Source organism: Vibrio sp. RW (assembly GCF_027587105.1).
GTDB classification, from domain to species: Bacteria; Pseudomonadota; Gammaproteobacteria; order Enterobacterales; family Vibrionaceae; genus Vibrio; species Vibrio toranzoniae.
In genome coordinates this window covers 189087-214469 of sequence record NZ_JAPPTM010000003.1, presented here as the reverse complement: position 1 = coordinate 214469, position 25383 = coordinate 189087, and the positions used below count along the sequence as shown (strand labels likewise).

Here is a 25383-nt window from a genome sequence, read left to right as displayed (position 1 = left end):
AGTACCAATGCGCAAAGGTGCATAAAGGCTCATAAGTTAAATAATTAATCTTAAGATTAAACTCGATTGCGGTTTACCCCCTAAACTGCATTAGGCTCGCACTAGTCATGCGAGCCTTTCTTTTACCTGAAGAAAAATCTAAGGCAGTTCTATCAATTTAAAATCCACTACAACGCTGGATAATCGGTGTAGCCTTTTTCGTTGCCGCCGAATAGGGTCGCGCCGTCGAGTTCTGCTAGTTCACTGCCGTTTTGTAGACGTGATACGAGATCTGGGTTTGCCACGAATGGGCGACCAAATGCGACGAGATCCGCGTAGCCTTTATTTAGCACTTCTTCGGCGCGTTCTGGTGTGTAGCTGCCAGCGACTACGATGGTGTTGGAGAACAGTTCTCTTAGCTCTATACGGAAGCTTTCAGGGATAACAGGTGCGTCATCCCAGTCGGCTTCTGATAGGTGAAGATAAGCGATGTCACGCGCTTGCAGCGCCTTTGATGCTTCTAAAATTGTTGGCACGATGTCTGGGCAGTTCATGTCTTTGAAGGTGATGAACGGGGCTAAACGTACGCCTACTTTGTCAGCACCAATCGCTTCAATGACTGCATCCACGACTTCAATTAGAAAGCGAAGTCGGTTTTCACGACTGCCACCGTAGTTGTCGGTGCGCTTGTTTGAGTTGGTTCTTAGGAACTGGTCAATTAGGTAGCCATTGCCGCCGTGGATCTCGACGCCATTAAACCCTGCTTCTACCGCTTTTTTCGCCGAGTTCGCAAAATCTTGAACGACACGATCGATGTCTGCTTGGGTCATCGCTCTTGGTTGGATGCAATCCACCATGTTGCCGTTTCCATTCTCATCAGAAATCCAAACCTGAGTTTCTACTGGTGCCAATGCTGAAGGTGCAATTGGCAGTTCGCCCTTTTGAAAGGTTGGGTGAGACACGCGGCCGACATGCCATAGCTGGCAGAATATCGCAGCGCCTTGTTCTTTTGCGGATGTTGTTACTGATTTCCAACCTTCAATTTGAGCATCGGTATAAACGCCGGGTGTGAATGAGTAGCCTTGAGAGTCATCCGAAATTTGCGTTGCTTCGGTGATGATTAGCCCTGCACTTGCTCGTTGTTGGTAATAAGTCGCCATCATATCGTTAGGTACGTTTCCGGGCTGGCTAGTACGTGCGCGAGTCATGGGAGCCATAACCACACGGTTTTGCAGTTCTAGGCCTTTCAGTTCTGATGTTTCGAATAATTTTTTCATGGTGTTTACCTTGTTGGAGTCATGTGGTCTTAAAGTTTTTGGTTTTGGTCTAGTGCTGGTGGCAAGCGGAGTTACCTGCTTTCCCCAGGGCAAAAAATTGAGTGGCTATGTGGCTTGTTAGCTCGGTTGGCTTTAGCGATAAGCAGCAAGCCGATTACAGGCACAACAACGGCTGCGAACGGAATCATTCCTGCGCCTAGTTGGCTGTCGAGAACCATGCCGCCAAGGAATCCCCCAAAAGCATTAGCCAAGTTGAATGCCGAGATGTTGGCTGTGGCGGCAAGCTCTTGTCCTTCACCACCATGGCTCATTACTCGAAGTTGCATTGCTGGAACGTTGGCGAATGAAGCAATACCGAAGATGAATACGGCAGCAACAAATAGGATCTTGTCGTCTAGGACTAGGCCAACCACAACCAATGAAACGATCATCGCGACAGCCCAAAACATTGAAGCTTTACCAAGGTTTTTATCTGAAGAGCGTCCGCCCAAAGTGTTACCGATGATTAAGCCAATACCCACAATGACTAAGATCCAAGTTACTGATTCTTGACCGTAGCCCGTGATGTGCATGGCGATAGGCGCTAGGTAGCCGTAAAGCGTCATAAAGCCAGACCAAGCAAACGCGGTGATCGCCAAGCTGATCAGAAGCATTGGATTTTTGAACGCCAGAAGCTGAGTTTTGATGTCTTTCGCTTCACTGTGCCCCGTTGATTTGATTGAGATTAGGATAGAGATCATCGCAATCGTGCCAAGCGCCGCTACGGTAAAGAAGGTGGTATGCCAACCGAATTGCAAGCTCACCCAAGTCCCTGCGGGAACCCCAAGAACGTTAGCGAGCGTTAAGCCTGCGAACATTTGGCCAACGGCGCGACCTGCCATTTTTTCCGACACTAAGTTGGTTGCGACAACCGCACCGATGCCGTAGAAAGGACCTTGCACTAAGCCAGCGATAACACGGCTCGCGAGTAGTAATGGGTAGCTTGGCGCTAGGGCTGACAAGACATTACCAATGATGAACAGTGCCATTAAGCCAATGAGTACCCTCTTCTTATTAAAGCGTGCAAGATAGATGGTTAAGATCGGCCCACCAATAACGATAGCTAACGCGTAAGCACTGATTAGATAGCCTGCTTGGCCTTCTGTTATCGAAAGGGATGTCGCAATTTGTGGAAGAATGCCGGCGATAACGAATTCAGCTGTGCCGATAGCAAAAGCTGCGAGTGTCAGTATCCAAACTTGGAATGGAATCTTCTCTTTATGGATGGCTTCTTGTTTCATGATGAGCTACCTATATTAATTTTTGTTTGTTAGGGCGTTATATACATGCCCTAACAATTGCATTTTGTGTCGTTAAGGGGTTAGCCGAGCAGAGCGCCGCCGTCGATGTCGATGATTGACCCAGTTACGTATGGGTTGTTAATCGCGAATAGGTAGCCCATTGCGATATCTTCAGCCTCTCCGACTTTGCCTGCTGGTAAGTTGTTTCTCGCGTTGTCGTACATGGTTGAACGAGCTGAGTTATCCATGTTTTTGTAGGCAGTTGTCATGGTTAGGCCTGGGCTGACGGCGTTGACTCGAATCGGTGATAGCTCTTTCGCCAGTATCTTAGTCACGCTTTCTAGTGCGGCGTTGATTGCCGTTTTTACGTAAGTGCCAGCGACCACTTTGCGCGATAGCATGCCCGTCGTGAGCGTGATCGAACCGTTAGGTTTCATGTAACGTGCTGCATGCTTAGCAACGTTTAGGCTGCCCCAAAACTTGGTATCGAATGCCGACTTTGCGTCGTCGATAGTAACGTCTGTCACTTTTCCAGCCGGAGCGGATGAGCCTGCCGTGACCACCAAGTGATCGAATGGACCAATTGATTCGAAGTATTCACAAATCGATTTTTCATTGCTGATATCAACACCAGTGTGACGGCTGGCAATGTGTACTGTGTTGTCTTCGTTTCTCAATTGCATTGCTAATGCTTTACCAATACCTGACGTGCCACCAATGATGACGAAGGTGTTTTTTTCTTGGTTTGCTAGTTCGTTGTTCATGTCTTGAATTCCTAAGTGTTCTGCTGATGGTTGTTATTATATTTATTCGAATAAATTTGATAATTGGCTAAAATATAAATTCATTATTCGGTTTTAATGAACAATGGGGCGAGGGCACGAATAGCATGGATAAGTTTTCAGACATGGCGATGTTCGTCAGTATTGTGAAACATCAAGGTTTGGCTGCCGCGGGGCGAGAGTTGGGTTTATCACCCGCGACCATGACAGCAAGGCTGCAGGCACTTGAAGAACGATATGGCGTGAAGTTGTTGAATCGAAGCACGCGACATGTGTCTTTGACTGACTCAGGCGAGCTGTATTACAAGGCATGTCTGGAGATATTAGATAATGTCAGCGAGGCTGAAAATCTGATTCAGAATGGTGTCAAAGAGGTTAAAGGCCCATTAAAGATCGCTGCGCCGAAAGACATCGGTAAGCAGTACATCCTGCCTATCTTGTCGGAATTTTGTCAGCAGTATCCAGATGTGATTCCTTACCTGTATTTGAACGATAACCTATCGAATATTGCGGAATCGGGCATGGATATCGTGATCCGTTATGGGGAGTTGGTCGACAGCAGTTTGATATCCAGACGTTTGTCGCCAAGCCGACGTGTGCTGTGTGCCTCGCCTGAATATCTTGCCAAGTATGGAACACCGTTGACGCCACAAGATTTGGTCGAACACGATTGTTTAGCGATGCTGCGCAGCAATGAAGAACTCAAGACATGGCACTTCCAAGATCACGACATGAAGAAGTCGATTACCGTTGTGCCAAAGCGATTCTCAGACGACGGTGAAGTGATTCGCTACTGGGCATTAAAAGGCGAGGGCATTGCCCTTAAATCGGTGCTGGATGTGCAAGATGACATTAATAACCAGCGTCTTGTGACTCTGCTCAATGGTTACATGAAGAACTTTAACACCTCGACTTCTGTATCAAGCGCCGACTTGAATGTGGTGTACATCAGTAAGAAATATCAGCCGAAGCGTATCCGACTCTTCTTAGATTATCTTCTTGAGAATTTTAGTGGTTTGGTCGAGCGATCAGACAAAGAGTAGACGACCTACGTATGACGGATCTCTCGAACTCAGCACCAGCTTACGGACAGGGATCATTGAACTGGTTATCATACGAGCAACATAAGGATGTGATTGGAGAGAAAAATGAAAGTCGTCGGAGATACGGTTATCCAACCTTTTCACAAAGCCACCTGCCATTGTGGCGCAGTGGAACTAGAGCTCAGCCTACCTAACGGAATAGAGAAGCCGCGTCGATGTGATTGTTCTATCTGTCGTCGCAGAGGCGCGATCGTTGGTTCTGTCGCGCTTGATGGTATCAAGATCATCAAAGGTGCTGAGCATCTCAAGCTCTATCAATTTAACACCAATACCGCTAAGCATTACTTCTGCTCAAACTGCGGTATCTATACCCATCATCAACGCCGCTCAAGCCCAAATGAATATGGCTTTAATATCGGTTGTTTGGAAGGGGTGAACCCTTTTGATATTGGTGATGTGGTCACCAACGATGGTGTTAATCACCCCGCTGATCGTTAATTTATTGAGCACTATAAAGGGAAGGGATTATGTCTGAATACGGAGCTGTCATTCGTTGGAAAAAAGCGGAAGATGAAGCCTTTAGCGACAATCAATACAGCCGTGGGCATACATGGGAGTTCGATGGTGGTGTCACCGTACATGCTTCCTCTTCGCCTCATGTGGTGCCATTGCCACTTTCGGTGGCCGAGAATGTTGATCCAGAAGAAGCCTATATTGCAGCACTTTCTAGTTGTCATATGCTGACGTTTTTGGGCATCGCGGCTAAACAGAAGTATGTGATCGGCTCTTATGTGGACGATGCAGTCGGTGTGCTTGAAGAAGATGAATCAGGTCGTTTGTCCGTTACTACCGTGACTCTACGCCCTAAGATTGTGTTTATTGGTAGCAAGGTTCCAACCCGTGCTCAACTCGATAAGCTGCACCATTTAGCGCACAAGAATTGCTTTATCGCGAACTCGGTAAAAACGGACATTGTGGTAGAAACTAAAGCGTAAACAACACACGTTAACATAGAACAACCGCGAGTCTATTTGGCGCATGACTGGCGGTTTTTGTGTGTCTGTGTAATCCTACACATAGTTTTATTGAGTTGTGATTGAAGTGCTGAGTTGCTGGTAGAAAGCACTTCAGTGATCGGCAAAAGTTGGTTGACAGAGAGTTATGTTTAGCGTCCCACTGAATAGTTTTGTACATCGTGTGAGTGATAAAAGCCAAGTGATGGCGAATGCTGCTGAGTGTGGATGTCAGTTGAAACGAGTTCGCCGTTCACGCAATTGGTTATTGGTCGCTCAAGAACATCAACTCATTGAATTTAAAGCCCTGCTCACCGATGAAAAAGACGGTTGGATTGCCATTGCGATAGACAAAGTACTGCCTAAACCTGTGGTGTGTTTGGCTTCTCTGTTAGCGGCGACACCCTCGATGACGGTCGTTCAGTTGGTGATGGAATCTGGATGTTCAATGGCAGAAGCAAGGCGTGCGATTGATGAACATGAAGGGTTATAAACGCGAGCTTTAAGTAAGCTGGCTGTGTTGTGAAAAGAGAATCGCGAGCAGCAAAAAGCCCGTAACGATATTGCGTTTTTCAGCGGAATATCGTTACGGGCTTTATCATCTGTGCTACCGTTAAGCTAAGCCATGTGGCTTATGAAGCATTGACTCGATTAAGAGTTCGCTACTTTTACACGAATCGTGTTTTTGCCAAGCTTAGTCATGTTCAGCTTGTTTAGTGCTGCTTTAGCTTCTTCGTGCTCTGGCATTTCAACAAAAGCAAAGCCTTTTGAGTCGCCAGTTTCTTGGTCTAAAACTAGGCTGCACTCTTTTACTGAGCCAAACTCAGAAAATAGCACACGGATGTCTTGCTCAGAAGTAGAGCGCGATAGGTTACGAACTAGAAGTTTCATAATAAACCTTGAATATGAATTTACGCCGAGCATTGTCGCACATTTTCATGCTCACCCTGACAAATAATTTAAGTTCATGCTTGCTTGGGTTTGTTAAGTCATGCCAGCGGTTTTTAGAATCAGGTTACTCTTCGTCGAACTGTTTGATCGTGAACGCGTCTTCGATTCGGTTAAGCTCTTCTTGCTCTTTAACTCGCTTCTCTTCTTGAAGAGTCGCTTTCGTTTCGTTGAAACGTTTTTTCTCGGACTTAGTTAGGAATTTTACAGCTTTTTTGTTGGTCAGTGCGTAAGCAACGACGTCTTCACCTTTTTCTCTGCGGTCGTTTACGCGTTGTGAGAAACGTTCATTGTCGCGAGCTTTACGCTCCGCTGAGGTCAACTTGCTCATGCTTTAAAGCCTTTTCAATTAATCATGTTAGGAAATCTACGCTAGCGAAACAAATAGGAACTGCTATGTGTGAGCCTAGCCCATTTGTGTGCTGGTGGCGCATCTTAGCACAGAGCGTTGAGCTTGCAGGTATGCAATTCGCGAGATCAAACAAAACAGCCCACAACATATCTTTGTGGGCTGAAATTTCGCGCTAAACGAACAATATTAAATCTAAGGTTCGCTTAATCAGATTTTCTCGATGTATAAGATGACCTCACCGACCTTAAAGCCAAACTTCGACATTTCGGTTTTGTTGAATAGTCGTTTGTCGTCCATTAAGAACATCCAATCATCTAGTACGACTTCATAGGTGCTGCCGTCTACTTCAATTTCGAGGTCATACTTCCAGTACAGGGCGGAGCCTTGAGTCTCACCATAAGCGGTTCCAACGACATCGTTGGCAGTCCCAGAATAGGTGTTTTCGCCAGTTTTTATCAGGTTCCAAACTCGTGTTGAGCGCTCACCATCGGCGAAAGAGAACCACTCTTTGATCTCTCCATTGTCACCGTCCCACGTGGCGATTAGCTTGGCGTCAAAACGTCGCAGTAAATTGCCAGAACGGTCGAGCACGATGCCGTAGGCCATTAACTCGCCATTGAAGAAGGTTTCAAGTTTGAGCTCGGGAGTGGTGTCTACGTGGTTATCTAAACTTGCAGAGCCACAACCCGCTAGCCAAGTAAGAGAAAGCAGTGCCAGAGCGAATTTTATTATTTTTATTTTTGGACTCATTTATTTAAACCTAATAGTTGTTTGCGAAGGCCGGGCTCGGATGTGTTTTCAGATAACCAGATTGCTAAGAAGGCTTCACCAAATTGTTTGTCTTGGATTGTCCCGATTGGTTGCTCATCGAAGTAAAAGCGGCTGACATTATCCTCCGCGACGCGAATGGTGAGAGTGCTTCCTTCTTCAACGTTAGGCCACATCGCGTACAAGGGTTTCAACCAACGTTGAATGTTGCTGTTAGAGTAGCCAAGCTTGTTCCACTGATCTTCGGTAGCGTCTACGAGGTCTTTGCTATCGATAGAGCGGTAATATTCAAGCTTTAAGGCTCGTTCAGAGTTGGTTGGAGTCGCGTAGAATTCAGCGGAGTAGAGAGTCCAGAACAGATAACTCATTTCGCCTTGGCCACGTTTGCTTAAATCATCGACAGCAGAGGCTTTGGCGTTTCCGGCAAATAACAGCGCAGCAAAAATCAGCGAGAGGGTAATAAAGCTTAGAAGTGTGTTTTTTGCTTGCTGATGAGTGCGAACAATACCTCGCTCAGATTTGAACGTTTGTGTCGGGTTGCGTGAATAAGCCATAAGTCACCTCGTTGTCCTTGCCATTTCAGTTTGTATTAAGTTGGAGTAGGTGGCCACCAGTAAGGGCAACAAAATCCCCCAACTCACTGCAAGGGCAGCAACTACCGATGCATCTGGCCAAGTAGTAAGAAGGGCGCCTGCTTTGATGCCTCCCCAATAACTACTAGTACCTGCTACGAACCCTATGGCGAACAAGATCACTTTCGAGCATTTTAAAAGCCAGTTAAGGCTGTGGTTGAAGCTGATCAAAAACATGATCCACAGGCAGATGAGCCACACGGGAAACCATGATTGATTGGCAATTTCAGAATCGACGGCAAACACGCCGAAGTAAAGCATAAGGCTATCAAGCAATAGCCCCAATGGAAGTAAACAGAGGATTTTCAGGTCACGACTGCGAGTCGGAGAGAGAAGGAAATGAACAACCACAATCAGTGGCGCGATGAACGGGGCTTGCGCGGTAAAGAAGGCGCTGCAAACCCAGGTCGCTTGAAACAGGACCAGATTAATAATCCAAAACTGTTTCATCTTTTGCTCCAAAGTAACGAGGTTTTCTGGCCACTAGGTGATGTGTGCTGATCACGCGCTCTTTGAATGCACCTTCACAGTAGCAGAAGTAGAAAATCCATAAGCGCTTAAACTCTTCTGAATAACCGAGAGACTCTAACTCTTGCCAGCTGTTTTCAAAGGCGATGTTCCAGTCGTTAAGCGTGCGAGCGTAGTGCAGGCCTATGTCATTAATTTCTTGGACGACAAGGTCTGTGCTGGTCGCAAGGTGTTGAGTCATCACTGAAACCGAAGGTAGACAACCGCCCGGGAAAATGTACTTCTGAATAAAGTCGACGCCTTTGCGGTATTTATCGTAACGACTGTCGGCGATGGTGATTGCTTGAATCAACATCTTGCCTGAAGGTTTCAGTAGCGAAGAACATTTCTCAAAGAAGGTTTGTAGATATTCATGGCCGACTGCTTCTATCATCTCGATAGAGACCAATTTGTCATACTCGCCATCGAGGTTACGGTAATCTTCTTTAAGGAGGGTGATTTTGTCGGTTAAGCCAAGTGCTTTTACTCTTTGTTCTGCAAGCGCGTGTTGGGCATCTGAGATTGTGGTTGTGGTGACATGGCAACCATAGTGTTGCGCCATGAATATAGCCAAGCCACCCCAGCCTGTGCCTATCTCGACCACGTTATCGTTTTCTGACAACTCTAAGCGCTCACAGATGGTTTTCATTTTGTTTTGCTGAGCTTTGGATAGGGTTTCTGCTTCTTCGCTGTAGATAGCGGAAGAGTATTGCATAGAGCTATCTAAGAAGCGCTCATACAGTTCGTTGCCAATATCGTAGTGAGCGAGAATATTTCGCTTAGAGCCCTGCTCGGTGTTGGCATTCTTTCGACGCAACAATAGGTTTTTGATGCGAGAAATCCACTGTGTTTTATCGTCCAATTCGTCTAGCTGCGATTGGTTGCGCGCCATGATCTGGATAACGCGAGTCAGATCTGGGCTGGTCCATTTGCCATCAATGTAGGCTTCGGATGCACCAATACTGCCGTTGATGACAACATCTCTAAAAAAGGTCGCATCGTGAATCACAATTCGACCTTTCAAGTCTGCTTCTCGATCACCAAACACTGAATTTTGGTCTCGCTCGATGATTTCAAGCGTCGCAAATTGCAGGCGTTCTAACACCTTGAATATTAAAGCTCGATATTTACAGTTGCTTGAAACAGCAACGGCTTTAGCTTGTTGTTTAATGTTGTTGTTTTGTTTTGCAAGCTGTTCCATGTAAACCTCGCTGAGAACTCATTTTAATTTTTTAGGTCAACTAAGGTTGGGTGTTGTTCGTTGGTTTGAGACGCCCAAATCGTTAATTGAGTTGTACTATTTAGTTACTGTAAAGGCGCTTAAGACGTTGAGTCTGGATGCGCCACGAACGGTACTTTTTTCAGGAATAATTTGAGAGCCTGATAATAAATCCCCATCACGACTTTTATCGTCATCGCCGGAATTTTGAGTACTGTTCGTCGAATGTTTTGCTTGGTTACTGACTGCTTGGTCAGTGCCAGCGTTGCATCGAAAAGCTTTTCGTCTCGTCGGCTTTCGATGTGGACTAATGTTCGTTTCGCTGGTGGCTTAATCTTCCAAAAGTAGGTCATGTTTAAGTCCATAAAAGGCGATACGTGGAACTCCTTCTTAACCTTTAATTCTTGTTGCATGTCGATCAGGTAGTAATGTCGTTGTCGCCAAGGTGTGTTACTCACTTCAGCCAACATATAGCGACACTCTCCGGTTTCGTCGTAGCAGAAAAAACAGTTGATTGGGCTGAAATAAATACCTAAACAACGGCACTGTGCCAACATTGTCACTCTATTTGACTCAGACCAAACCCCACCAAGTTGTTGCACTTTGGAAGCTATACGTTGCTTAAGTGATTTTGGTTCATTGTTAATGCTATTTTCTTTTTTTTCAGCGAGATAATCCGATTCGACAAAGCGAATCGGGTTATACCATTGAGTTCCGAACAGCGCACTACGCGCTGTGGTTTGGGGCAGTTCATCAAGATCCAGCCCCATCATATATAGTTGATAGCTGAACTCGTGGGTGATGTCGCCGAAACGGCGATGTCTGACGTTACCCCAATAGATCCCGCTGAGTTCTTCACTCTTTTCGGGAGCGCTCCCCATGTCGGGTGTCAGGGCGTGAGTGTTCATAGCGCTGAACTCGTATTCAAATCTAAGCCGAAGCGTTTGGTTACATCAAGTGCGCTGTGGACACCATCTTCATGGAACCCGTTGTACCAGTAAGCGCCTGCGAAGTGAGTTTGGTTTTTGCCACAAATCTGTTCACGCTTGTGCTGAGCTTCAACTGTGTTCGAGTTAAGAACCGGGTGATGATAAACAAAGCTGCGAATGATTTTCTCAGGTGCTATCGCGTCACTTTGATTTAGGGTTACACAGAAGGTGTCTTGGCTTTCAATGCCCTGAAGGATGTTCATGTTGTAAGTGACACAGGCCGGTCGTTTGCTGTCGCCATCGAGCATGTAGTTCCAACTCGCCCAAGCCAGCTTTCTGTCTGGTAGTAAGCGAGTATCCGTGTGGAGTACCACTTCGTTGCGGCTGTATGGAATCTCTCCCAGAACCTGCTGCTCTTGTTCGGTCGCATCACCAAGTAGGCGCAGGGCTTGGTCTGAGTGACAGGCGAATATCACTTCATCGAAGTCTTGTGTGCCACCATCTTCAAATTCAATGGTAATACCAACCTCTTGGCGGGTGACCTGTTTGATTGATGTATTCAACGCAACCGGTTTGTTCAAACGCGAAAGGATGATCTCAACATAAGAGCGAGACCCTTTAGGAATCACGTACCACTGAGGTCGGTTGGCGATGTCGAGCAGGCCATGGTTATAGAAGAACTGGATAAAGAACTTGAGCTCAAACTCTTCCATCTCTTCTAAGCTTGTCGACCAAATAGCGGCACCCATCGGCAGAATGTAGTGCTGACTAAAGAAGTCAGAAAACTGGTTATCACGCAAGAAACTGCCAAGGGTAACGTCTGGAGTAAACTCATTGCTTTCAAACTGAGCCTTACACAATTTGTTGAACTTGAGAATGTCAGAAACCAAAGACCAGAATTGAGGTTTGAAGATGTTACTTCGTTGAGCAAACAGAGAATTAATGCTGTGGCCGTTGTATTCAAACTTGGTGGTAGTGTTGTGAACACTGAAGCTCATCTCTGTGGGTTGTCTTTCGACGTCCAGTTGCTCGAGGAGTTGATTGAAATTTGGATAGGTTCGATCGTTGAATACGATAAAGCCAGTGTCGATAGAAAACGCCGAGCCTTGATGTTCAATATCAACGGTGGCGGTGTGCCCCCCAGCGTAATCATTTTTTTCGAATACTGTTACGTCGTGGTGCTTATCTAATATGTGCGCGCAAGTGAGTCCAGAGATGCCTGAACCAATAATGGCGATTTTCTTCATTGTTATACCATCCTTGAAGCGAGTTTTTGCCAAACTGAAGTTGGAAGCATTCTTAATAGCTTCATCAACATGATGAATCGTCTTGGGAAATCGATCTCACTCTTTCCTTGAGCAATACCGTTTACGATTCGCTGAGTTGCGGCCTCACTACTAATAATCATAGGCATAGAGAACGTATTTCGCTCGGTTAATGGTGTTTCTACGAAGCCAGGGTGCACAATTGAGACATGAATATCGTGCTGTGCTAGGTCAACCGAAAGCGTTCTGCCTAAATACGTGAGTGCCGCCTTAGAAGCGCCATAAGCCTCAGCTCTAGGCAAAGGCAAAAAGCTGGCGCTTGAACTCACCAAAACCAAGCGACCGCCGGGCTTGATGTTTTTGAGCCATGCTTTTAAGGCGTAGCCAATAGAGATCAGGTTGATATTAATGACGCGCTCGAAAAGCTCCGCATCAAAATTCAATGGATCGTCGATATACTCACAATCACCTGCATTCAAAATTAGCAGGTCGAGTGGCTTGTTGTGGTCAAGCTCAGGGAAATTGTGGTAATCGGTTAGATCAAAACAGAGTGGCTCAATGGATGAGTGTGATAGGTCTGTTTTGTGGGAATCGACTAAAGCCTGCAGTTTGTCTGGGTTGCGGCCGCAAGCAATAACTTCATGCCCTTGTTGAGCATAATCGAGTGAGAGTGATTGGCCGATACCTGAGGTTGCCCCTGTGATCATAATACGCATTATCGACTCGCTCTCTTTTTGATGGATTTGATAGCACAACCTAACACTGGGATGTGTTCGTACAGCATCGAGCCAACGTCGAGATAGTCTCTGTGATAGACCACTTGACCATCAAGCATTTTAAGGTGGCTGTGTCCTTGCACTTCGATCGGTTTTTGACCATTCAACTGCTTGTGAGCAAACTGCATTGTCCAATATATAGACGCCTCATCTTTCACCTCAAACTTGTGCTCTATGTGAAAGTAGCAGCTGGTTACTTGGGAATATAGGTTCTCAAAATAGTGCGTCAGTGCTTCGATCCCACTGACTTGATGCAGTGGGTCTTGGAATTCAATTTTTGGATGATACACCGTTTTCAGCACATCAAAATTCTCGGTACCAAGTTCTCGATACATGTTGAGAAAGTTATCAAGCCATAGAGAGTTATCCATAATACTCACTCTAATTATTTGAAAAAGGCTAAGGCTCTCAATCGTGCTTCTTTATGTTCGACGATGGGTTGCCAGTATTCGCTGTCTATTCCGTTTTTAGCGATAAAGTCATGTGGGAAATGTACATGCTTATCAGGGATATTTTGCAGCTCTGGTATGTACTTACGAATAAAAATGCCTTTTGGATCAAACTTTTCACTTTGAGTGATTGGATTGAAAATTCTAAAGTAAGGTTGAGCGTCACAGCCCGTACTTGACGCCCATTGCCAGCCACCATTGTTGGCACTAAAATCACCATCGATAAGGTGCGACATAAAGAATCGCTCGCCCCAACGCCAGTCAATGAGTAGATGCTTGGTCAGGAAACTCGCCACCACCATTCTTAACCGGTTGTGCATCCAGCCAGTCTCAACTAATTGACGCATTGCGGCATCAACCAATGGATAACCCGTTTTACCTTCACACCATGCTTTGAAGCTTGTGTGGTCTTGATGCCAATCTAAGCCGTTGTACTTGGACTGGAAATTAGAGCCTTTCACTAAATCAGGGTGGTGAAACATCAGATGTTTATAGAAATCTCGCCATATCAATTCATTAAGCCAAGAAAAGGCAGGTAATTGAGTGTCAAATAATAGGTCAGGTTGCTGCTGAATCAATTGAATCGCTAGCCACCTCGGACTGACCGCTCCTATTGCTAAATAGGGTGACAACCCTGACGTGCCTTTAATCGAAGGAATATCCCTAAACGCCGCGTAGTCGTTGACTTTGTTTGCTAGGAAGTTGGGAATCACGCTTTTTAATACATATTGGCTTAATGGCCAGCGACTTGAATCAACACGAGGAAAGTCGAAATCATAGTCAGCGGAGATTCTTAAGGCTTTTAAGTCGTCAGGAAGTTGTTCTTGTGAAAGCTCAGTAGGCACGAAAGGAGCAGGGTTACAGATGATGCCTTTTACCTGAACTTCTTTTAGCCAAGCGTTCTTAAATGGCGTAAAGACTTTGAACATCTCGCCTTGTTTATTGAGAACGCTACCTAGTGGCAGCATTACATCGCAGTCGCTTATCTTTAGGTTTAGGCCGTTTGAAATCAGCTTTTGATCGCGAGCTTGTTCATCGACCTCAGGTTCTGAGTTGGCGTAGACACATGTCGCATCGAGCTGTTTACATAAGTCGACTAGTTTTGTGGCTTGGTCGTTAAAATCAGTGGCTTTGAGGTGCAGCAGAGTGATACCGAACTCCGAAAGCTGTGATTCTAGCTGCTTGAGGTGACGGTAGATAAAATCTGCTTTGATTGGTGCTAGGTGATGTCGTTGCCATTGCTGCGGGGTAGAGATAAAAACGGCGATAGTTACGCCGCTTTCAATTGCAGCGACGAGAGCGGGATTATCGTGAATCCTTAGGTCTCGTCGTATCCATAAAATATCGCTCAATATCCGTACCTCAGTTTAAGTTCTTGTGGGTGAGGGTTGAGATACACTTGTGATTCAAGGTATTCATTTGGGTATTCCATTAGATAGTGGTTGATCAGTGTTAATGGTACTAACAGAGGAATGACACCTTCGCGGAATGAGGTTATCTGATTGGCAAGCTCTTGCTTATGCGCGCTGCTCAGTTGCTTTTTAAAGTAACCCTGAAGGTGTTGCAAGGTGTTAGCATGACTACCACGGTTCGCGTGGTGAGATAATGCCGTCATCAAGCCTTCAATGTATTGATTTGCTAGTTCATCTATCTCTAAATCATTACTTGCCAGTAGCTTGCCTAGGCTCTTATAGCCTTCTACGTGATGACACATTACTAGGTACTTATGTGCACTGTGGAACTGAATTAACTTGTGTTTAGTCACTCCCTCATCGACAAGGTCTAACCACTTTTGATAGGTGAATACTCGTGTCATGAAGTTTTCACGCAAAATCGGATCGTTAAGGCGGCCGTTCTCTTCAACTGGAAGTAACGGGTTCCCATCCATAATTTGTTGGGTGAACATGCCCACGCCTGTCGATTCAGAACCGCGGCCATGATGGTGGTAAACTTTTACTCGTTCCATACCGCAGGTCGGGCTTTTTTGGCAAACAATGAAACCAGCAATGTGCTGATTGTTTTTTGAATAGTTTTGTCCAAACTCAATAAGCTCATTGGTTACATCACCGGAACCATCTGGTCGAGAGACATGGATGATGTCATCGAGTTGACGAGTTTGACGAATGGTTGGTCTTGGTGTCGGTAGACCAATTGCCATTTCTGGGCAAACTGGCTCTAATTCAACATATTCTGCAAGGTCGTCTGTGCAGAAGCGAGAACGTTTGTGTCCTGTATCAAACCGAACTTTGTGACCAGCAACACATGCACTGATGCCTATTTTGATTTTTTTGTCCATTGGCCAACTCCTTCGCTCTGTGCTGTTTAATTTAGTCTAGGCTATTTAACAAGTTCAGAGCTGTACATAGCAGCTCTGTAACTTTATGATTTTAAAAAGCCGATATTAATTTTAGACTATTTATTTATTTATTTATTGGTCTCTATACCGTTCTGTATACCTGAATCACACTTATTTTTAGTAAATGTACTTACCCAATGGGTTGAATAACTGACTGACGCCTTTAGTGAAGTGCATGGCGTCGCTTGAAACCGTTAAACACACACAGCCTTCTTTCGTTTCTGGTTGATGAGTGTGTTTACCGTCTAACCAGATGAAATCGCCTTTGTTATAGACTCCCATTTCGTCCTCGAAGCTTCCCTCTAACAATAGGGTTATTTCAAAACCTTTATGTGTGTGGCAAGGTACTTGTCCGTTTTTGTCTATATGCAATAAACTGGTGTGGTGCGACTCATCATCGAAGTCGAGTCTTGCTCTTGATATTTTCCCTAAACTTATCCAGTCTTTTAGTGCGACTGAGTTAAGCGCTCTAGGAAGCGTAAAAGTGGTTTTAGCTACTGTTACTTTCTGTATTTCTGGCTCCATTTCAACGGATTGAGATAAGTCAGCGGTGATTGATTCAATTGCATCTAAATCAAACTCTACGTCATCAGAAAGAAAGGTATCGATTTCTCTATGACCCAGAGGGAATTCTAAATTGTCAGTGTCAAATACACTATTGGCAGCTTCGGCTGTTAACTGATTAACTTGTTGTTGGCAGTGTTCACAGAGCTCAACATGGCTCGCTACAATCAAAGAAACGGAATCAGCGAGAGAACCCCCAACAAAGCTTTTCAACATATTTAAATTTGGGTGATGTTTAATCATGGTTTTGTTCTCCCATGTGGACCTTAAGTTTGGCTAAAGCGAGTCTTAGACGTGATTTGACGGTTCCTAGCGGGACATCAAGTTGTTGAGCGAGTTGTTCTTGTGACAGCTCTTGAAAGTAAACCCCTTTCACAATCGTTTTCTGGGCGAGAGGTAGTTTCTCTATCTGAGTCATTACATGACGGCTCATTAGATGGTCACCAAATGGAAGCTCGTCGTTTTGAGACTCCGCTATCATTGAATCGATTGGCCAGATATCGTCTGCAATGGTTTGTTCCGCTTTCGCTTTCACTTTTCTCAACATATCGAAAGCAGCGTTTCGCATCACGGTGTACACCCAAGTCGTCGCCGCGCCTTTCTCTTCGTTATAGAGGTGTGCTTTTTTCCAAACATTAGCCATTGAGTCTTGAACAAGTTCATTAGCCGCTGCTTCGCTACCCAACTTGCTGATACCGAAACGCTTTATCTTGGGAGCAAAAAACTTAAATAAATTAGTAAAAGCCTGCTTGTCTCGTTCTGTACCAACCAAAATCAACCAGCTTGAAAGCTCTGCTGGTACTTTGGTTTCGGTAGGTAATTTGTTATCGGGAATAATGACATGCTCCTTGCCTTTCCCTGAACTTCTCATTTCCACTTGCATAGTATCTGACCATCATGCGAATTTGGTTAACACTACGCAGAAAGTAAAGCTCGGGATCACTTCTATTTAAACTAATTTCTATTATACGAAATTATAGTGAATAAAAATGTCTATTGCCCCGTAATGATTTGATTAAGAAAAGGAACGAGAGAAGGAAAGCTCGCGGGTTTGGTAAATTCGGCTTTTTTTTCTAGAGGGATAGGCAACATTTCCAAGAGTCTTGCACAAGTCCATTGAGAATTTTCGAAGTCAGGTGCTGGATAAAGCGTTCTGATCGATTCATTTTCTCTGAAAAGCTGAACAAGAAACGAGTTCATGATATTTGGGGTTTTGGCATTTAACTCCGGCCAGTGAGGCAAGTTTTGAAAGCGACTGGTGATCAGAGTGTCTTGTTGACGCATTGCGTCCTTAAGCTTAACTAATTGAACGCCTTCAACGTCGATTTCAAGAATATTGTCGTCAGAAATATTGAAGTCCACGATCGTTACTCTGGTTCCCCATGAGCTGAGTGTCTTGGGTTTTGCTGCATCTTGGGGGGCGATGATAAACCCACTTCCTTGAGACGCACTGGAGACCATTTTCAAATATTTCTGTTCGAAAATGCGTAGTCTCTGTCTACCGTTTGGTAAAATAAACAAAGGAAGCGGGAATACTGGCAGTCTGTCAGGTACTTCTGATTCGGTGTTATCTAACGGCTGTATTTTTTTAGCTGATTTAGGCACATAGTACTCCTTAAACATAAAATTCATTTTAGGGATATACGTTCCTAGTTTGGTGTACGATCAATTTGATGAGTCAATGGTTTATCGGGGAGTGGCCGAGTGTAAATCGGTGGTCTGCATTTTTTGTTGCACCTGTTCATAAATTCATTGTTTATCCCTTCTTTCATGATTGCCATTAGGTTATATGATTAAATAGTAGGCGAATGGATAGGTGAGATAGCGAGCGTCTATCTGACGGAGATTTCTTTATCCGACATCACATCAAAGGAATGGTCATGATCGTTATTTATGGTATCAAAGAGCGTTTAAATCCTATTAAGTTACCGCTCTCTAATGTTTTACAGCAATGTTTGAACAGTGAGATGGGTTTACCTGATGACAAGCGGGCACATCGATTTGTTCCATTAGAAAGAGATGACTTTTTTTATCCTGAAGGGCGATCTGAAGCCTACACCGTTATTGAAATCAACATGATGGAAGGTCGAGCTGTTAACACTAAAAAACGGCTGATTAAGAAGATTTTCTCAGAAATAGAAAAACAGTTAGGTATCTCCCCTTTAGATATCGAAATTACGATAAAAGAGCAGCCATCCCACTGTTGGGGTTTTAGAGGCATGACGGGGGATGAAGCTCAAGACCTCCAGTACAAAGTGAAGGTTTAGCTTATATTTGGTTCTGCTGGCGATTTATCAGATAAATTTCGGTTCGCGTAAACCCTTGTGCTATACTCCGCGCCCCAATCCAAGTTGGCTTGCTTAATCTTAGGAAATTATTATGAGTGCTAAAAACGAACTTCAACAAATTAACAACCGTCTAGACAAGTGTCGCCACAAGTTAGCGGCTGCTAAAACTCGTAATGATCGTCCTGTTGTTCGTCAATTTGAAGACGAGATTAAGAAACTTACGAAGAAAATTGCCCAGCTTAAACACAAAGAAAGCTTCGATGTGAATCAAGAGCGTAAATCGCTGATTGATATGCCATTTAGCCGAGAAATTACCAAAGCTGAGCAAGCGGATATGGGGAAACTGAAAAAGTCTGTAAAAGGATTAGTGATTGTTCACCCAATGACGAAGATTGGTAAAGAGCTTCGTATTGAGGTTATGACAGGTTATGCCCCGAAAAAATTCTAATTACCTGTAATGGTAATAAAAAAGGAGCTAGCAGTAGCTCCTTTTTGCTTTATTAGGCATTTAGAAAGGTATTGAGCGGCGATATTATTTCTGTCGGCTTGTATTTCTTTGAGGTGATTGTTGTTAAAAAACCTTCGATAAAGGTTAACACGTTACATACATAGCACAGAGCGAACACGGTAATGTGCTCGTTTTTCTAATCTACAACTTCTCATCTATTTACATAAATATAAGCGGAGCAACACATAATTACAGGTCACTAGACTCATTAGGGAATATGAGAACGTAAAAATATAGAGGTTATATGAATCAATTAATTTCAATAGGGCCACTAGAATCTTTCCTAATCGCGATTAGTGTTTTGTTTCTAGGCAATTTTGTAAATGTAAAGCTACCGGTTCTCAAAAAGTACAATATCCCAGAGCCCATCGTGGGCGGCTTGATCGTCGCTTTTGCTATTACAGCCCTACACTTTAATGGCGTTGATCTAGAGTTCTCTTTGCCATTACAGAATACATTCATGCTGATGTTTTTTGCTACCGTCGGCCTTGCCGCTAACTACACACAGTTGATAAAAGGGGGGGCAAAGGTATTTCTGTTCCTAGGAGTCGCCTCTGTTTATATCATCATCCAGAATGGTGTGGGTGTAACTCTCGCCACGGCACTTGGTCTCGAACCTTTAATGGGGCTGATTGCCGGGTCAATTACGCTATCTGGTGGTCACGGAACTGGCGCCGCTTGGGCACAAACTTTTTCAGAGACCTATGGCATTGCCAACACCTTAGAAATTGCGATGGCGTCAGCGACTTTCGGTCTTATCATCGGTGGTATTATTGGTAGCCCGGTGGCACAAAAGCTGATTGATAAAAACAACCTAGAGTCTGAATACGGTACTGGCACACAAACTCACGAACGTTTCCCTGAGTTGGTGACTTACAACGAATATGAAGAAGACAAAGTAACGGCGAAGAAGGTCATTGAGGTTCTTTTCATTCTTCTTATCTGTATCACTGGTGCGAGATACCTAGAACAATGGGTCGCTACTTTTGAAGTTTCGTGGTTGATGATTCCTGACTTTGTGTATGCGCTATTCATTGGTGTGTTCATTACTAATGTTTTTGAAGTGACTAAACTGCACAAAACCGACAGTGAAACGGTCGATATTCTTGGCACCGTGTCATTATCGCTGTTCTTAGCCATGGCACTAATGAGCCTGAAGCTTTGGAATATTTTTGATCTTGCGATTCCATTCTTGGTTATCCTTAGTGTTCAAGCGGTGGTGTTGGGACTTTTCTCTTACTTTGTGACCTTTAAGGTGATGGGGGCGAACTATGAAGCAGCAGTTATGTCGGGTGGCCACTGTGGTTTCGGTTTAGGAGCAACGCCAACAGCAGTAATGAACATGGGGTCTTTGGTGAGTCGATTCGGTCCATCGCCACAGGCGTTCATGGTAGTGCCAATTGTCGGTGCTTTCTTTATCGATATTGTTAATCTGATCATCCTACAAGGGTACATCTCGTTTATAGGCTAGTGGTAATACAGAGAATTGATACAAAGAAAACCAGTCGATTGACTGGTTTTTTTTATTGTTCTACTTTGCCTTTTCTTAACTGCGTTTATGCTTGTGGCGGTGAACTTATTTGTAATTCCTTTAGCAGAGAAAACGCAGATTGGGTGTGCTCACCTGTGACAATGAATCCTACAAGCTGGTTAGACTCATTAAAGCCTTTGGCAATAATCCCTTTCGGGTCAAACTTCGCTTCCCAACTCTGAACGGTTTGAATATTTCTACCTGCCAGTTGAATAGGATAACGGGGTGTTTTTACCTTAGTAATAATATGCGGCAGCCTTAGCTTGCCTTCTCCTGTGGTGAGTTGTTTAGCTAATATGCTGGCCGACAATACGGCGGGTTGTAGGTAAGCCATTACTTGGCCTTGAATCTCAGTACAATCACCAATCGCATAGACATTTTGTATGCTGGTTCTCATTGCTTCGTCAACGATGATACCTCTGTTCACCTCAATGCCCGCTTGTTTCGCTAGTGTGGTGTTTGGCATTAACCCAGCAGCAGCGATGACCACGTCGGTCTTGATTAATCGAGAAGACGCTGTTTGCAGCCTGACGCCATCAGTAAGGTAAGTCGCATGGCTTACCATTGTATCTGTCTCAACGGTTACTCCTGCCTTGCGCAGCTCATTTTCTAATTCTAGAGAAACAAAAGGCGGCACTAGGTTACTCAACAGGTAACTCGCAGGCTCAATGATGGTGACATCTTTGCCTGCGGTTTGAAGGTCGAAGGTGAGCTCAACGCCAATGAGCCCGCCACCAATGACTGTGATTTGTTGAGCAGCGTCGATCTGAGCTTTGTGTTTTTCGAACTCTTCCAAGCTATTGAGAGTAATCGTTGCCTGAGGAAGCAGCCCTTCTGCTGGCGGTATAAAGGGTGTAGCGCCTGTCGCTAGTACAAGTTTTGAGTAGGGGATGACATCATCGCCAGCGACAATAAACTGCTGCTCGGTGTTAATCTCGTTTACCCAAACGTTGGTTTTAATGACAACGTTATATTGCTTTGCTAATTGCTGAGCATTATTCATCACGAGCTGTTGAGGTGTTTGCTCATTACTGAATACGTGCGAAAGGTTCGGCTTGCTGTATTCAATACCAGAGTCCGCCGTGACCATAGTAATAGCAATGTTTTGGTCAGCTTTACGAAGCATCTTTATGGTTTGTAGGGCGGCGAAACCACCACCCACAATCACAATGTTATCCATATGACTTCTCCACAAACACTTCTTTACCTAAATGGCATTCAGGGCAAAGGAAATCATCCGGCACTTGTGCCCATGGTGTTCCCGGCTCAACGCCTTGGTACGGTTCACCTAACTGTGGGTCGTACATCCATTCACACACAGTACAGCGCCAGCAAGTGCAGTCTGCGCTGCGTGCTGACTTGTCTTGCGATTCTTCTGGCTTCTGCTCTGTCGTGTCTTTGAGCTCGGTTGGGGTGCTTGTCGGTGCTGATTCAATACGTTGAATGTTGCGCTCAACTTGTTTAGGCTCACTAACCTCGTTCGTATCGGTGCGCCACACCTCAGCCAGTGTCATGCCGTAATCGATGCATTGACTAAGGGCGTCTGTGTCTGGTTTCCAATAGATGTGTTGTGGTGCACTGACTTCGAAATTGGCTTCACGTAGGCGAGCATCGATGCGTTTAACTGCGCCACCTGTCCAACCTGAAGACCCGAAGGCTGCGGCTCTTTTTTCTGCAAAGCGTAAGCCGTGTATCTCTTCGAGCAGCGCTGCGATCTGCGGCATCATCACATTGTTCATGGTCGATGAACCAACGAGTACGCCCTTTGAGCGAAAGATGTTGGCAAGGATGTCATTCTTGTCGTGCTTGGAGATGTTGAACACCTTGATTGCCGTCTCTGGGCTGCCTTTACGTATTCCCTTAGCGATAGCATCGGCCATCATGCGAGTATTATTCGACATGGTATCGTAGACAATCGTAATACGATCTTCTTTGTAGGCCTTAGACCACTCGTAATACTGCTCAACGATTTGCGTTGCGTTATCACGCCAAATACAGCCATGAGAAGTAGCGATAACATCGATAGGCACACCCAAGCTCAACACTTCTTCTATCTTCGCTTTCACCAAAGGCGCGAAAGGCGTCAGGATGTTCGAAAAGTAGCGCAGACATTGGTCATGAAGTTCTACTTGGTCTAGCTGGTCGTTGAATAGGTTCTCATCGCAGTAGTGTTGGCCGAATGCATCATTACTAAACAGGATTTCATCACCGGTTAAGTAAGTCGCCATTGAGTCTGGCCAGTGCAGCATCTTCATCTCTACGAAGATCAGTTGTTTTCCATTACCGACATCGAGTGTGTCGCCAGTTTTAACGGTTCTGAAGTTCCAGTTAGGTTGATGGTGATGGCCAACAATCGAGTTCACTCCTGCTTCCGTACAGTAAACAGGTGTATTTGGGATTTTGGCTAATAATGCTGAAAGTGCACCTGAATGGTCTTCTTCGGCGTGCTGACAAATGATGTAGTCGATGTCGTTGATATCGATTTTCATCTCAAGGTTTGCAAGGAATTGCTCAGTAAAGCGATGATCAACGGTATCGACCAGCACCGTTTTCTCTTCACGGATCAGGTATGAGTTATAGCTGGTACCTTTGTTCATGTGGTATTCCTTGCCATGAAAGTGCTCGGTTTCCCAGTCGTGGACGCCAACCCAGTGAACATTTGATTTAACGTGAATAGTCATAATGGTAATACCTTATTTAAATATCTAAGGTCATCACTGCACTAGTTGTGCCATGTTTTTAATATATTGTTTTTCATTGATTTTTTTTGGATTTACCTATTTAAATGTGTCTTTATGACTGTATAATTTGTGTAATCAAAATGATTCTTAAGTGTCTTTATGACTAATTTTATTCGGGCAACGTTAGGTCGTTAAATAGCAGGAATAAAAAAGGCCAGACGAGTGTCTGGCCAAAACAAGGCAGTGTTATTTAACAGTCTACGGTTCTGTTAAAATATATTTTGTAAAACGAAAAAGCGTTTTAAAGAGTAAAGCGCTGTAGCTATTGGTACATGATGCATAGCGCATGGGAGCTATTACAGCGTAGTAACCACTTCATCAAGAGCTAGACGTGCTTTTGGTTTACCGTGGTTGTAGTCTTCGCCGTCTTTGTGGTAGCCGATAGCGAGTGCGACATCAACAACGTGACCTTCTAGTTCTTCAGCAAATTCTTCGCCGATCATAGCAGCGTCTACGCCTTCCATCGGAGTTGAAGCGATGCCTAGACGAGCTAGTGTGTGCAGTGTGTTACCTAGTGCGATGTAAACTTGAGACTTAGTCCAGTTACCGTTGAAACCTGTTTCGTCTGTGTTCATTTCTGCGAATGCGTAAGCACCTAAGAATTGCTCGTACATTTCAGCGGGTAGGTGACCAGAGCTTACTTCTGTATCAGCACGCTTAGCGAATTTCTCTTTAGTGTACTTAGGATCGTGAGCAAACAGGATCGTGTGTGACGCTTCTTTCGCATGTGGCTGGTTAAACTGGAACATGTTCTCGAAAGTGTTGTGGAAGCGCTGTTTAGCTGCGTCGCTCTCAATGATGATGAATTTCCAAGGCTGAGAGTTAATTGAAGAAGCAGACAAACGAAGTGCTTCTTTGATTACTTCCATGTCTTCCGCAGAGATGCGTTTTTCTGCATCGTATTTTTTAGCTGTGTAACGAGTGTTTAGATCAGTAATGATTGGATGAGTCATGTTGAATCCTAATATCTATCAATAATAAATGTTGTAGGGTGTTATGTTCGGTAACGTCAACAATAAGCAGATAACGCATTTAAACGAATCTCAATAGATTGAACGTCTAAATAGTTATCGAACATGCCCCAATAAATCGAGTATCTGCGGTAGCTCAAGTCGATGGGTGTAAGATAATAGAAGATGGGTTGGGGAAAAATAGCGAACATATCAAATCACTATGGAGAATAATGTCCATAATAAGTAATTAAGTGTGATCTTGATGTGTTGTGGCGCGCTAAGATCAGTCGCTTAGTACGCCTTTATGCCATATTGACGCAATAATGGTGGAAGTACGCTGTCTAGGTTTGGGATATCTTCTGGGGTGAGTTCAATTAAGCTGAAGCCGTGTTCTGCGTATGTTTCTCTCGTTGCAATGCGTTTGTCTTCAGCGACAGGGGCAGAATCGGTTCCCCAAAACTGGATGTACACCTTGCCGTTTGGCAGGTAAAAGTCGCTGATCACTTCTTTTGATATTGGCAGCGGACGCTCATACGCATGCACCACTCCTGCCATATAAAGCCAATTATCGATGATCAGCTCTCCCTTTGAACGAACATAGTGCCCATCTAAGGTTCGGTGTTTGGCCTCAAACTTCTGACGGAAGCTAGAAAACGATACATCGGTCGAGTGGCTTTCTGCATCGTGGCCTAAGAACTCGACAACAGATTGCTTTAATCGTTTATTGCGGACCAACGAGTCGTGCCACACCACAAATAAATTCTCAGTCGCTTTGTCTTCTCTTTGTTCACCTCCGGCTTTTAAGCCTGTGGAGGTGACGTGCCAGCCATCTTCTTCTTTCTTTATCCACCCAAGTTCATTGAGTAATAAGTTGATCTTCTTGGCGCTGAGCTCAAAGGCGTGACCAAGTTGCGTCGCGGTTAATGTTTTGCCAGAGAATGACTCTAAGTCGATAAGCAGTTTTTCTGGCCATACGATAAAGACACCAAACTTTTTGTGCTCCACATACTCCCCACCAAAACTTTCCCCTCGCTCTGTCAGTACCCAACGCTCTTGTGAACGCACAATATAGCCAGCGGCTTTTAGATCACTAAATAGCGCTTTGGCTTCTACGCCTTTCTGTTTCGCGAGTGCTGATGTGGAAATTTTGTCTGACATAGTCTTTTCTCAAAGCAGAACGATCTGCGGATTCAGGTTGAGGCGGTGGTGAATATGAATAGGTA

The 25383-nt window shown here is 44.6% G+C and carries 29 protein-coding genes; 7 read left to right on the top strand and 22 right to left on the bottom strand.

The features are described 5' to 3' along the window. Positions 1–167 precede the first annotated feature (167 nt). The 3 genes from OCT63_RS03975 to OCT63_RS03965 all read right to left on the bottom strand — a co-directional run bounded on the left by OCT63_RS03975 (position 168) and on the right by OCT63_RS03965 (position 3300). Positions 168–1256 carry an alkene reductase gene (locus OCT63_RS03975; protein WP_269983246.1) on the bottom strand — a complete coding sequence of 363 codons (1089 nt, stop codon included), beginning with the start codon at positions 1254–1256 and terminating at the stop codon, positions 168–170. 71 nt (positions 1257–1327) lie between these two features. After that, entirely contained in the window at positions 1328–2536 is a 1209-nt protein-coding gene (locus OCT63_RS03970; RefSeq protein WP_269983245.1) for an MFS transporter, read from the bottom strand. 80 nt (positions 2537–2616) lie between these two features. Next, positions 2617–3300: an SDR family oxidoreductase gene (locus OCT63_RS03965; protein ID WP_269983244.1), complete on the bottom strand. Its 684-nt coding sequence runs from the start codon at positions 3298–3300 to the stop codon at positions 2617–2619. Positions 3301–3425: 125 nt separating this feature from the next. Between OCT63_RS03965 and OCT63_RS03960 the strand changes: the two genes are divergently transcribed. The 4 genes from OCT63_RS03960 (at position 3426) to OCT63_RS03945 (ending at position 5867) form a co-directional block, all read left to right on the top strand. Beyond that, entirely contained in the window at positions 3426–4361 is a 936-nt protein-coding gene (locus tag OCT63_RS03960) for a LysR family transcriptional regulator (RefSeq protein ID WP_060469092.1), read from the top strand. A 105-nt stretch (positions 4362–4466) separates the two neighbouring features. Further along, positions 4467–4859, top strand: coding sequence for a GFA family protein (locus OCT63_RS03955; protein ID WP_050645917.1), 393 nt, complete (start codon positions 4467–4469; stop codon positions 4857–4859). A 29-nt stretch (positions 4860–4888) separates the two neighbouring features. Next, the gene (locus tag OCT63_RS03950; RefSeq protein WP_269983243.1) at positions 4889–5356 is read left to right on the top strand and encodes an OsmC family protein; all 468 of its coding nucleotides are present in this window, start codon (positions 4889–4891) and stop codon (positions 5354–5356) included. 166 nt (positions 5357–5522) lie between these two features. Further along, entirely contained in the window at positions 5523–5867 is a 345-nt protein-coding gene (locus tag OCT63_RS03945; RefSeq protein WP_269983242.1) for a ribosome recycling factor family protein, read from the top strand. Between the two features lie 158 nt (positions 5868–6025). Here OCT63_RS03945 and OCT63_RS03940 read toward each other — a convergent pair whose 3' ends face one another. From OCT63_RS03940 to OCT63_RS03870, 15 genes are all read right to left on the bottom strand, one after another. Continuing rightward, the gene (locus OCT63_RS03940; RefSeq protein ID WP_017057644.1) at positions 6026–6265 is read right to left on the bottom strand and encodes an RNA recognition motif domain-containing protein; all 240 of its coding nucleotides are present in this window, start codon (positions 6263–6265) and stop codon (positions 6026–6028) included. Positions 6266–6389: 124 nt separating this feature from the next. Then, positions 6390–6653: a hypothetical protein gene (locus OCT63_RS03935; protein WP_017057643.1), complete on the bottom strand. Its 264-nt coding sequence runs from the start codon at positions 6651–6653 to the stop codon at positions 6390–6392. A gap of 228 nt (positions 6654–6881) precedes the next feature. Then, complete coding sequence (locus OCT63_RS03930; RefSeq protein ID WP_269983241.1) at positions 6882–7424, bottom strand: DUF3833 domain-containing protein; 543 nt, start codon at positions 7422–7424, stop codon at positions 6882–6884. Beyond that, a complete protein-coding gene (locus OCT63_RS03925; RefSeq protein WP_269983240.1) occupies positions 7421–7996 on the bottom strand; it encodes a chalcone isomerase family protein in 576 nt (191 codons plus the stop codon). The genes OCT63_RS03930 and OCT63_RS03925 overlap by 4 nt, the downstream gene beginning before the upstream one ends. A 3-nt stretch (positions 7997–7999) precedes the next feature. Next, entirely contained in the window at positions 8000–8524 is a 525-nt protein-coding gene (locus OCT63_RS03920) for a DUF2878 domain-containing protein (RefSeq protein ID WP_269983239.1), read from the bottom strand. Then, positions 8502–9782 carry an SAM-dependent methyltransferase gene (locus OCT63_RS03915; protein ID WP_060469086.1) on the bottom strand — a complete coding sequence of 427 codons (1281 nt, stop codon included), beginning with the start codon at positions 9780–9782 and terminating at the stop codon, positions 8502–8504. Before OCT63_RS03915 ends, OCT63_RS03920 begins: the two co-directional genes overlap by 23 nt. A 119-nt stretch (positions 9783–9901) precedes the next feature. Then, positions 9902–10708 (bottom strand): DUF1365 domain-containing protein, encoded by an 807-nt coding sequence (locus OCT63_RS03910; protein WP_269983238.1) that lies wholly within the window; start codon positions 10706–10708, stop codon positions 9902–9904. Beyond that, complete coding sequence (locus OCT63_RS03905; RefSeq protein ID WP_269983237.1) at positions 10705–11976, bottom strand: NAD(P)/FAD-dependent oxidoreductase; 1272 nt, start codon at positions 11974–11976, stop codon at positions 10705–10707. The genes OCT63_RS03910 and OCT63_RS03905 overlap by 4 nt, the downstream gene beginning before the upstream one ends. 2 nt (positions 11977–11978) lie before the next feature. Then, positions 11979–12710 carry an SDR family NAD(P)-dependent oxidoreductase gene (locus OCT63_RS03900; protein WP_161748862.1) on the bottom strand — a complete coding sequence of 244 codons (732 nt, stop codon included), beginning with the start codon at positions 12708–12710 and terminating at the stop codon, positions 11979–11981. After that, a complete protein-coding gene (locus tag OCT63_RS03895; protein ID WP_161752618.1) occupies positions 12710–13141 on the bottom strand; it encodes a nuclear transport factor 2 family protein in 432 nt (143 codons plus the stop codon). The genes OCT63_RS03900 and OCT63_RS03895 overlap by 1 nt, the downstream gene beginning before the upstream one ends. A 14-nt stretch (positions 13142–13155) precedes the next feature. Beyond that, the gene (phrB, locus tag OCT63_RS03890; RefSeq protein ID WP_269983236.1) at positions 13156–14571 is read right to left on the bottom strand and encodes a deoxyribodipyrimidine photo-lyase; all 1416 of its coding nucleotides are present in this window, start codon (positions 14569–14571) and stop codon (positions 13156–13158) included. Beyond that, positions 14568–15515, bottom strand: a complete 948-nt coding sequence (locus OCT63_RS03885; RefSeq protein ID WP_161671931.1) for a YbgA family protein — start codon at positions 15513–15515, stop codon at positions 14568–14570. Before OCT63_RS03885 ends, phrB begins: the two co-directional genes overlap by 4 nt. Before the next feature lie 177 nt (positions 15516–15692). Beyond that, the gene (locus OCT63_RS03880; RefSeq protein WP_269983235.1) at positions 15693–16382 is read right to left on the bottom strand and encodes a ChrR family anti-sigma-E factor; all 690 of its coding nucleotides are present in this window, start codon (positions 16380–16382) and stop codon (positions 15693–15695) included. Further along, entirely contained in the window at positions 16375–17022 is a 648-nt protein-coding gene (locus OCT63_RS03875) for a sigma-70 family RNA polymerase sigma factor (protein ID WP_161671932.1), read from the bottom strand. Before OCT63_RS03875 ends, OCT63_RS03880 begins: the two co-directional genes overlap by 8 nt. Positions 17023–17132: 110 nt before the next feature. Beyond that, positions 17133–17744, bottom strand: a complete 612-nt coding sequence (locus OCT63_RS03870; protein WP_333482689.1) for an LON peptidase substrate-binding domain-containing protein — start codon at positions 17742–17744, stop codon at positions 17133–17135. Between the two features lie 275 nt (positions 17745–18019). Here OCT63_RS03870 and OCT63_RS03865 point away from each other — a divergent pair, with 275 nt between their 5' ends. From OCT63_RS03865 to gltS, 3 genes are all read left to right on the top strand, one after another. After that, positions 18020–18406 carry a tautomerase family protein gene (locus OCT63_RS03865; protein ID WP_161671934.1) on the top strand — a complete coding sequence of 129 codons (387 nt, stop codon included), beginning with the start codon at positions 18020–18022 and terminating at the stop codon, positions 18404–18406. A 112-nt stretch (positions 18407–18518) separates the two neighbouring features. Then, positions 18519–18875: a YibL family ribosome-associated protein gene (locus OCT63_RS03860; RefSeq protein WP_017057627.1), complete on the top strand. Its 357-nt coding sequence runs from the start codon at positions 18519–18521 to the stop codon at positions 18873–18875. Between the two features lie 304 nt (positions 18876–19179). Continuing rightward, positions 19180–20406, top strand: coding sequence for a sodium/glutamate symporter (gene gltS, locus OCT63_RS03855; protein ID WP_060469077.1), 1227 nt, complete (start codon positions 19180–19182; stop codon positions 20404–20406). Positions 20407–20491: 85 nt separating this feature from the next. Here gltS and norW read toward each other — a convergent pair whose 3' ends face one another. The 4 genes from norW to OCT63_RS03835 form a co-directional block, all read right to left on the bottom strand. After that, positions 20492–21646, bottom strand: a complete 1155-nt coding sequence (gene norW / locus OCT63_RS03850; RefSeq protein WP_269983234.1) for an NADH:flavorubredoxin reductase NorW — start codon at positions 21644–21646, stop codon at positions 20492–20494. Beyond that, positions 21639–23147 (bottom strand): anaerobic nitric oxide reductase flavorubredoxin, encoded by a 1509-nt coding sequence (gene norV / locus OCT63_RS03845; RefSeq protein WP_269983233.1) that lies wholly within the window; start codon positions 23145–23147, stop codon positions 21639–21641. The genes norW and norV overlap by 8 nt, the downstream gene beginning before the upstream one ends. A 356-nt stretch (positions 23148–23503) precedes the next feature. Beyond that, positions 23504–24160 carry an NAD(P)H-dependent oxidoreductase gene (locus OCT63_RS03840; RefSeq protein ID WP_161685409.1) on the bottom strand — a complete coding sequence of 219 codons (657 nt, stop codon included), beginning with the start codon at positions 24158–24160 and terminating at the stop codon, positions 23504–23506. A gap of 291 nt (positions 24161–24451) precedes the next feature. Continuing rightward, entirely contained in the window at positions 24452–25318 is an 867-nt protein-coding gene (locus tag OCT63_RS03835; RefSeq protein WP_161685406.1) for a glycerol kinase, read from the bottom strand. Positions 25319–25383 lie beyond the last annotated feature (65 nt).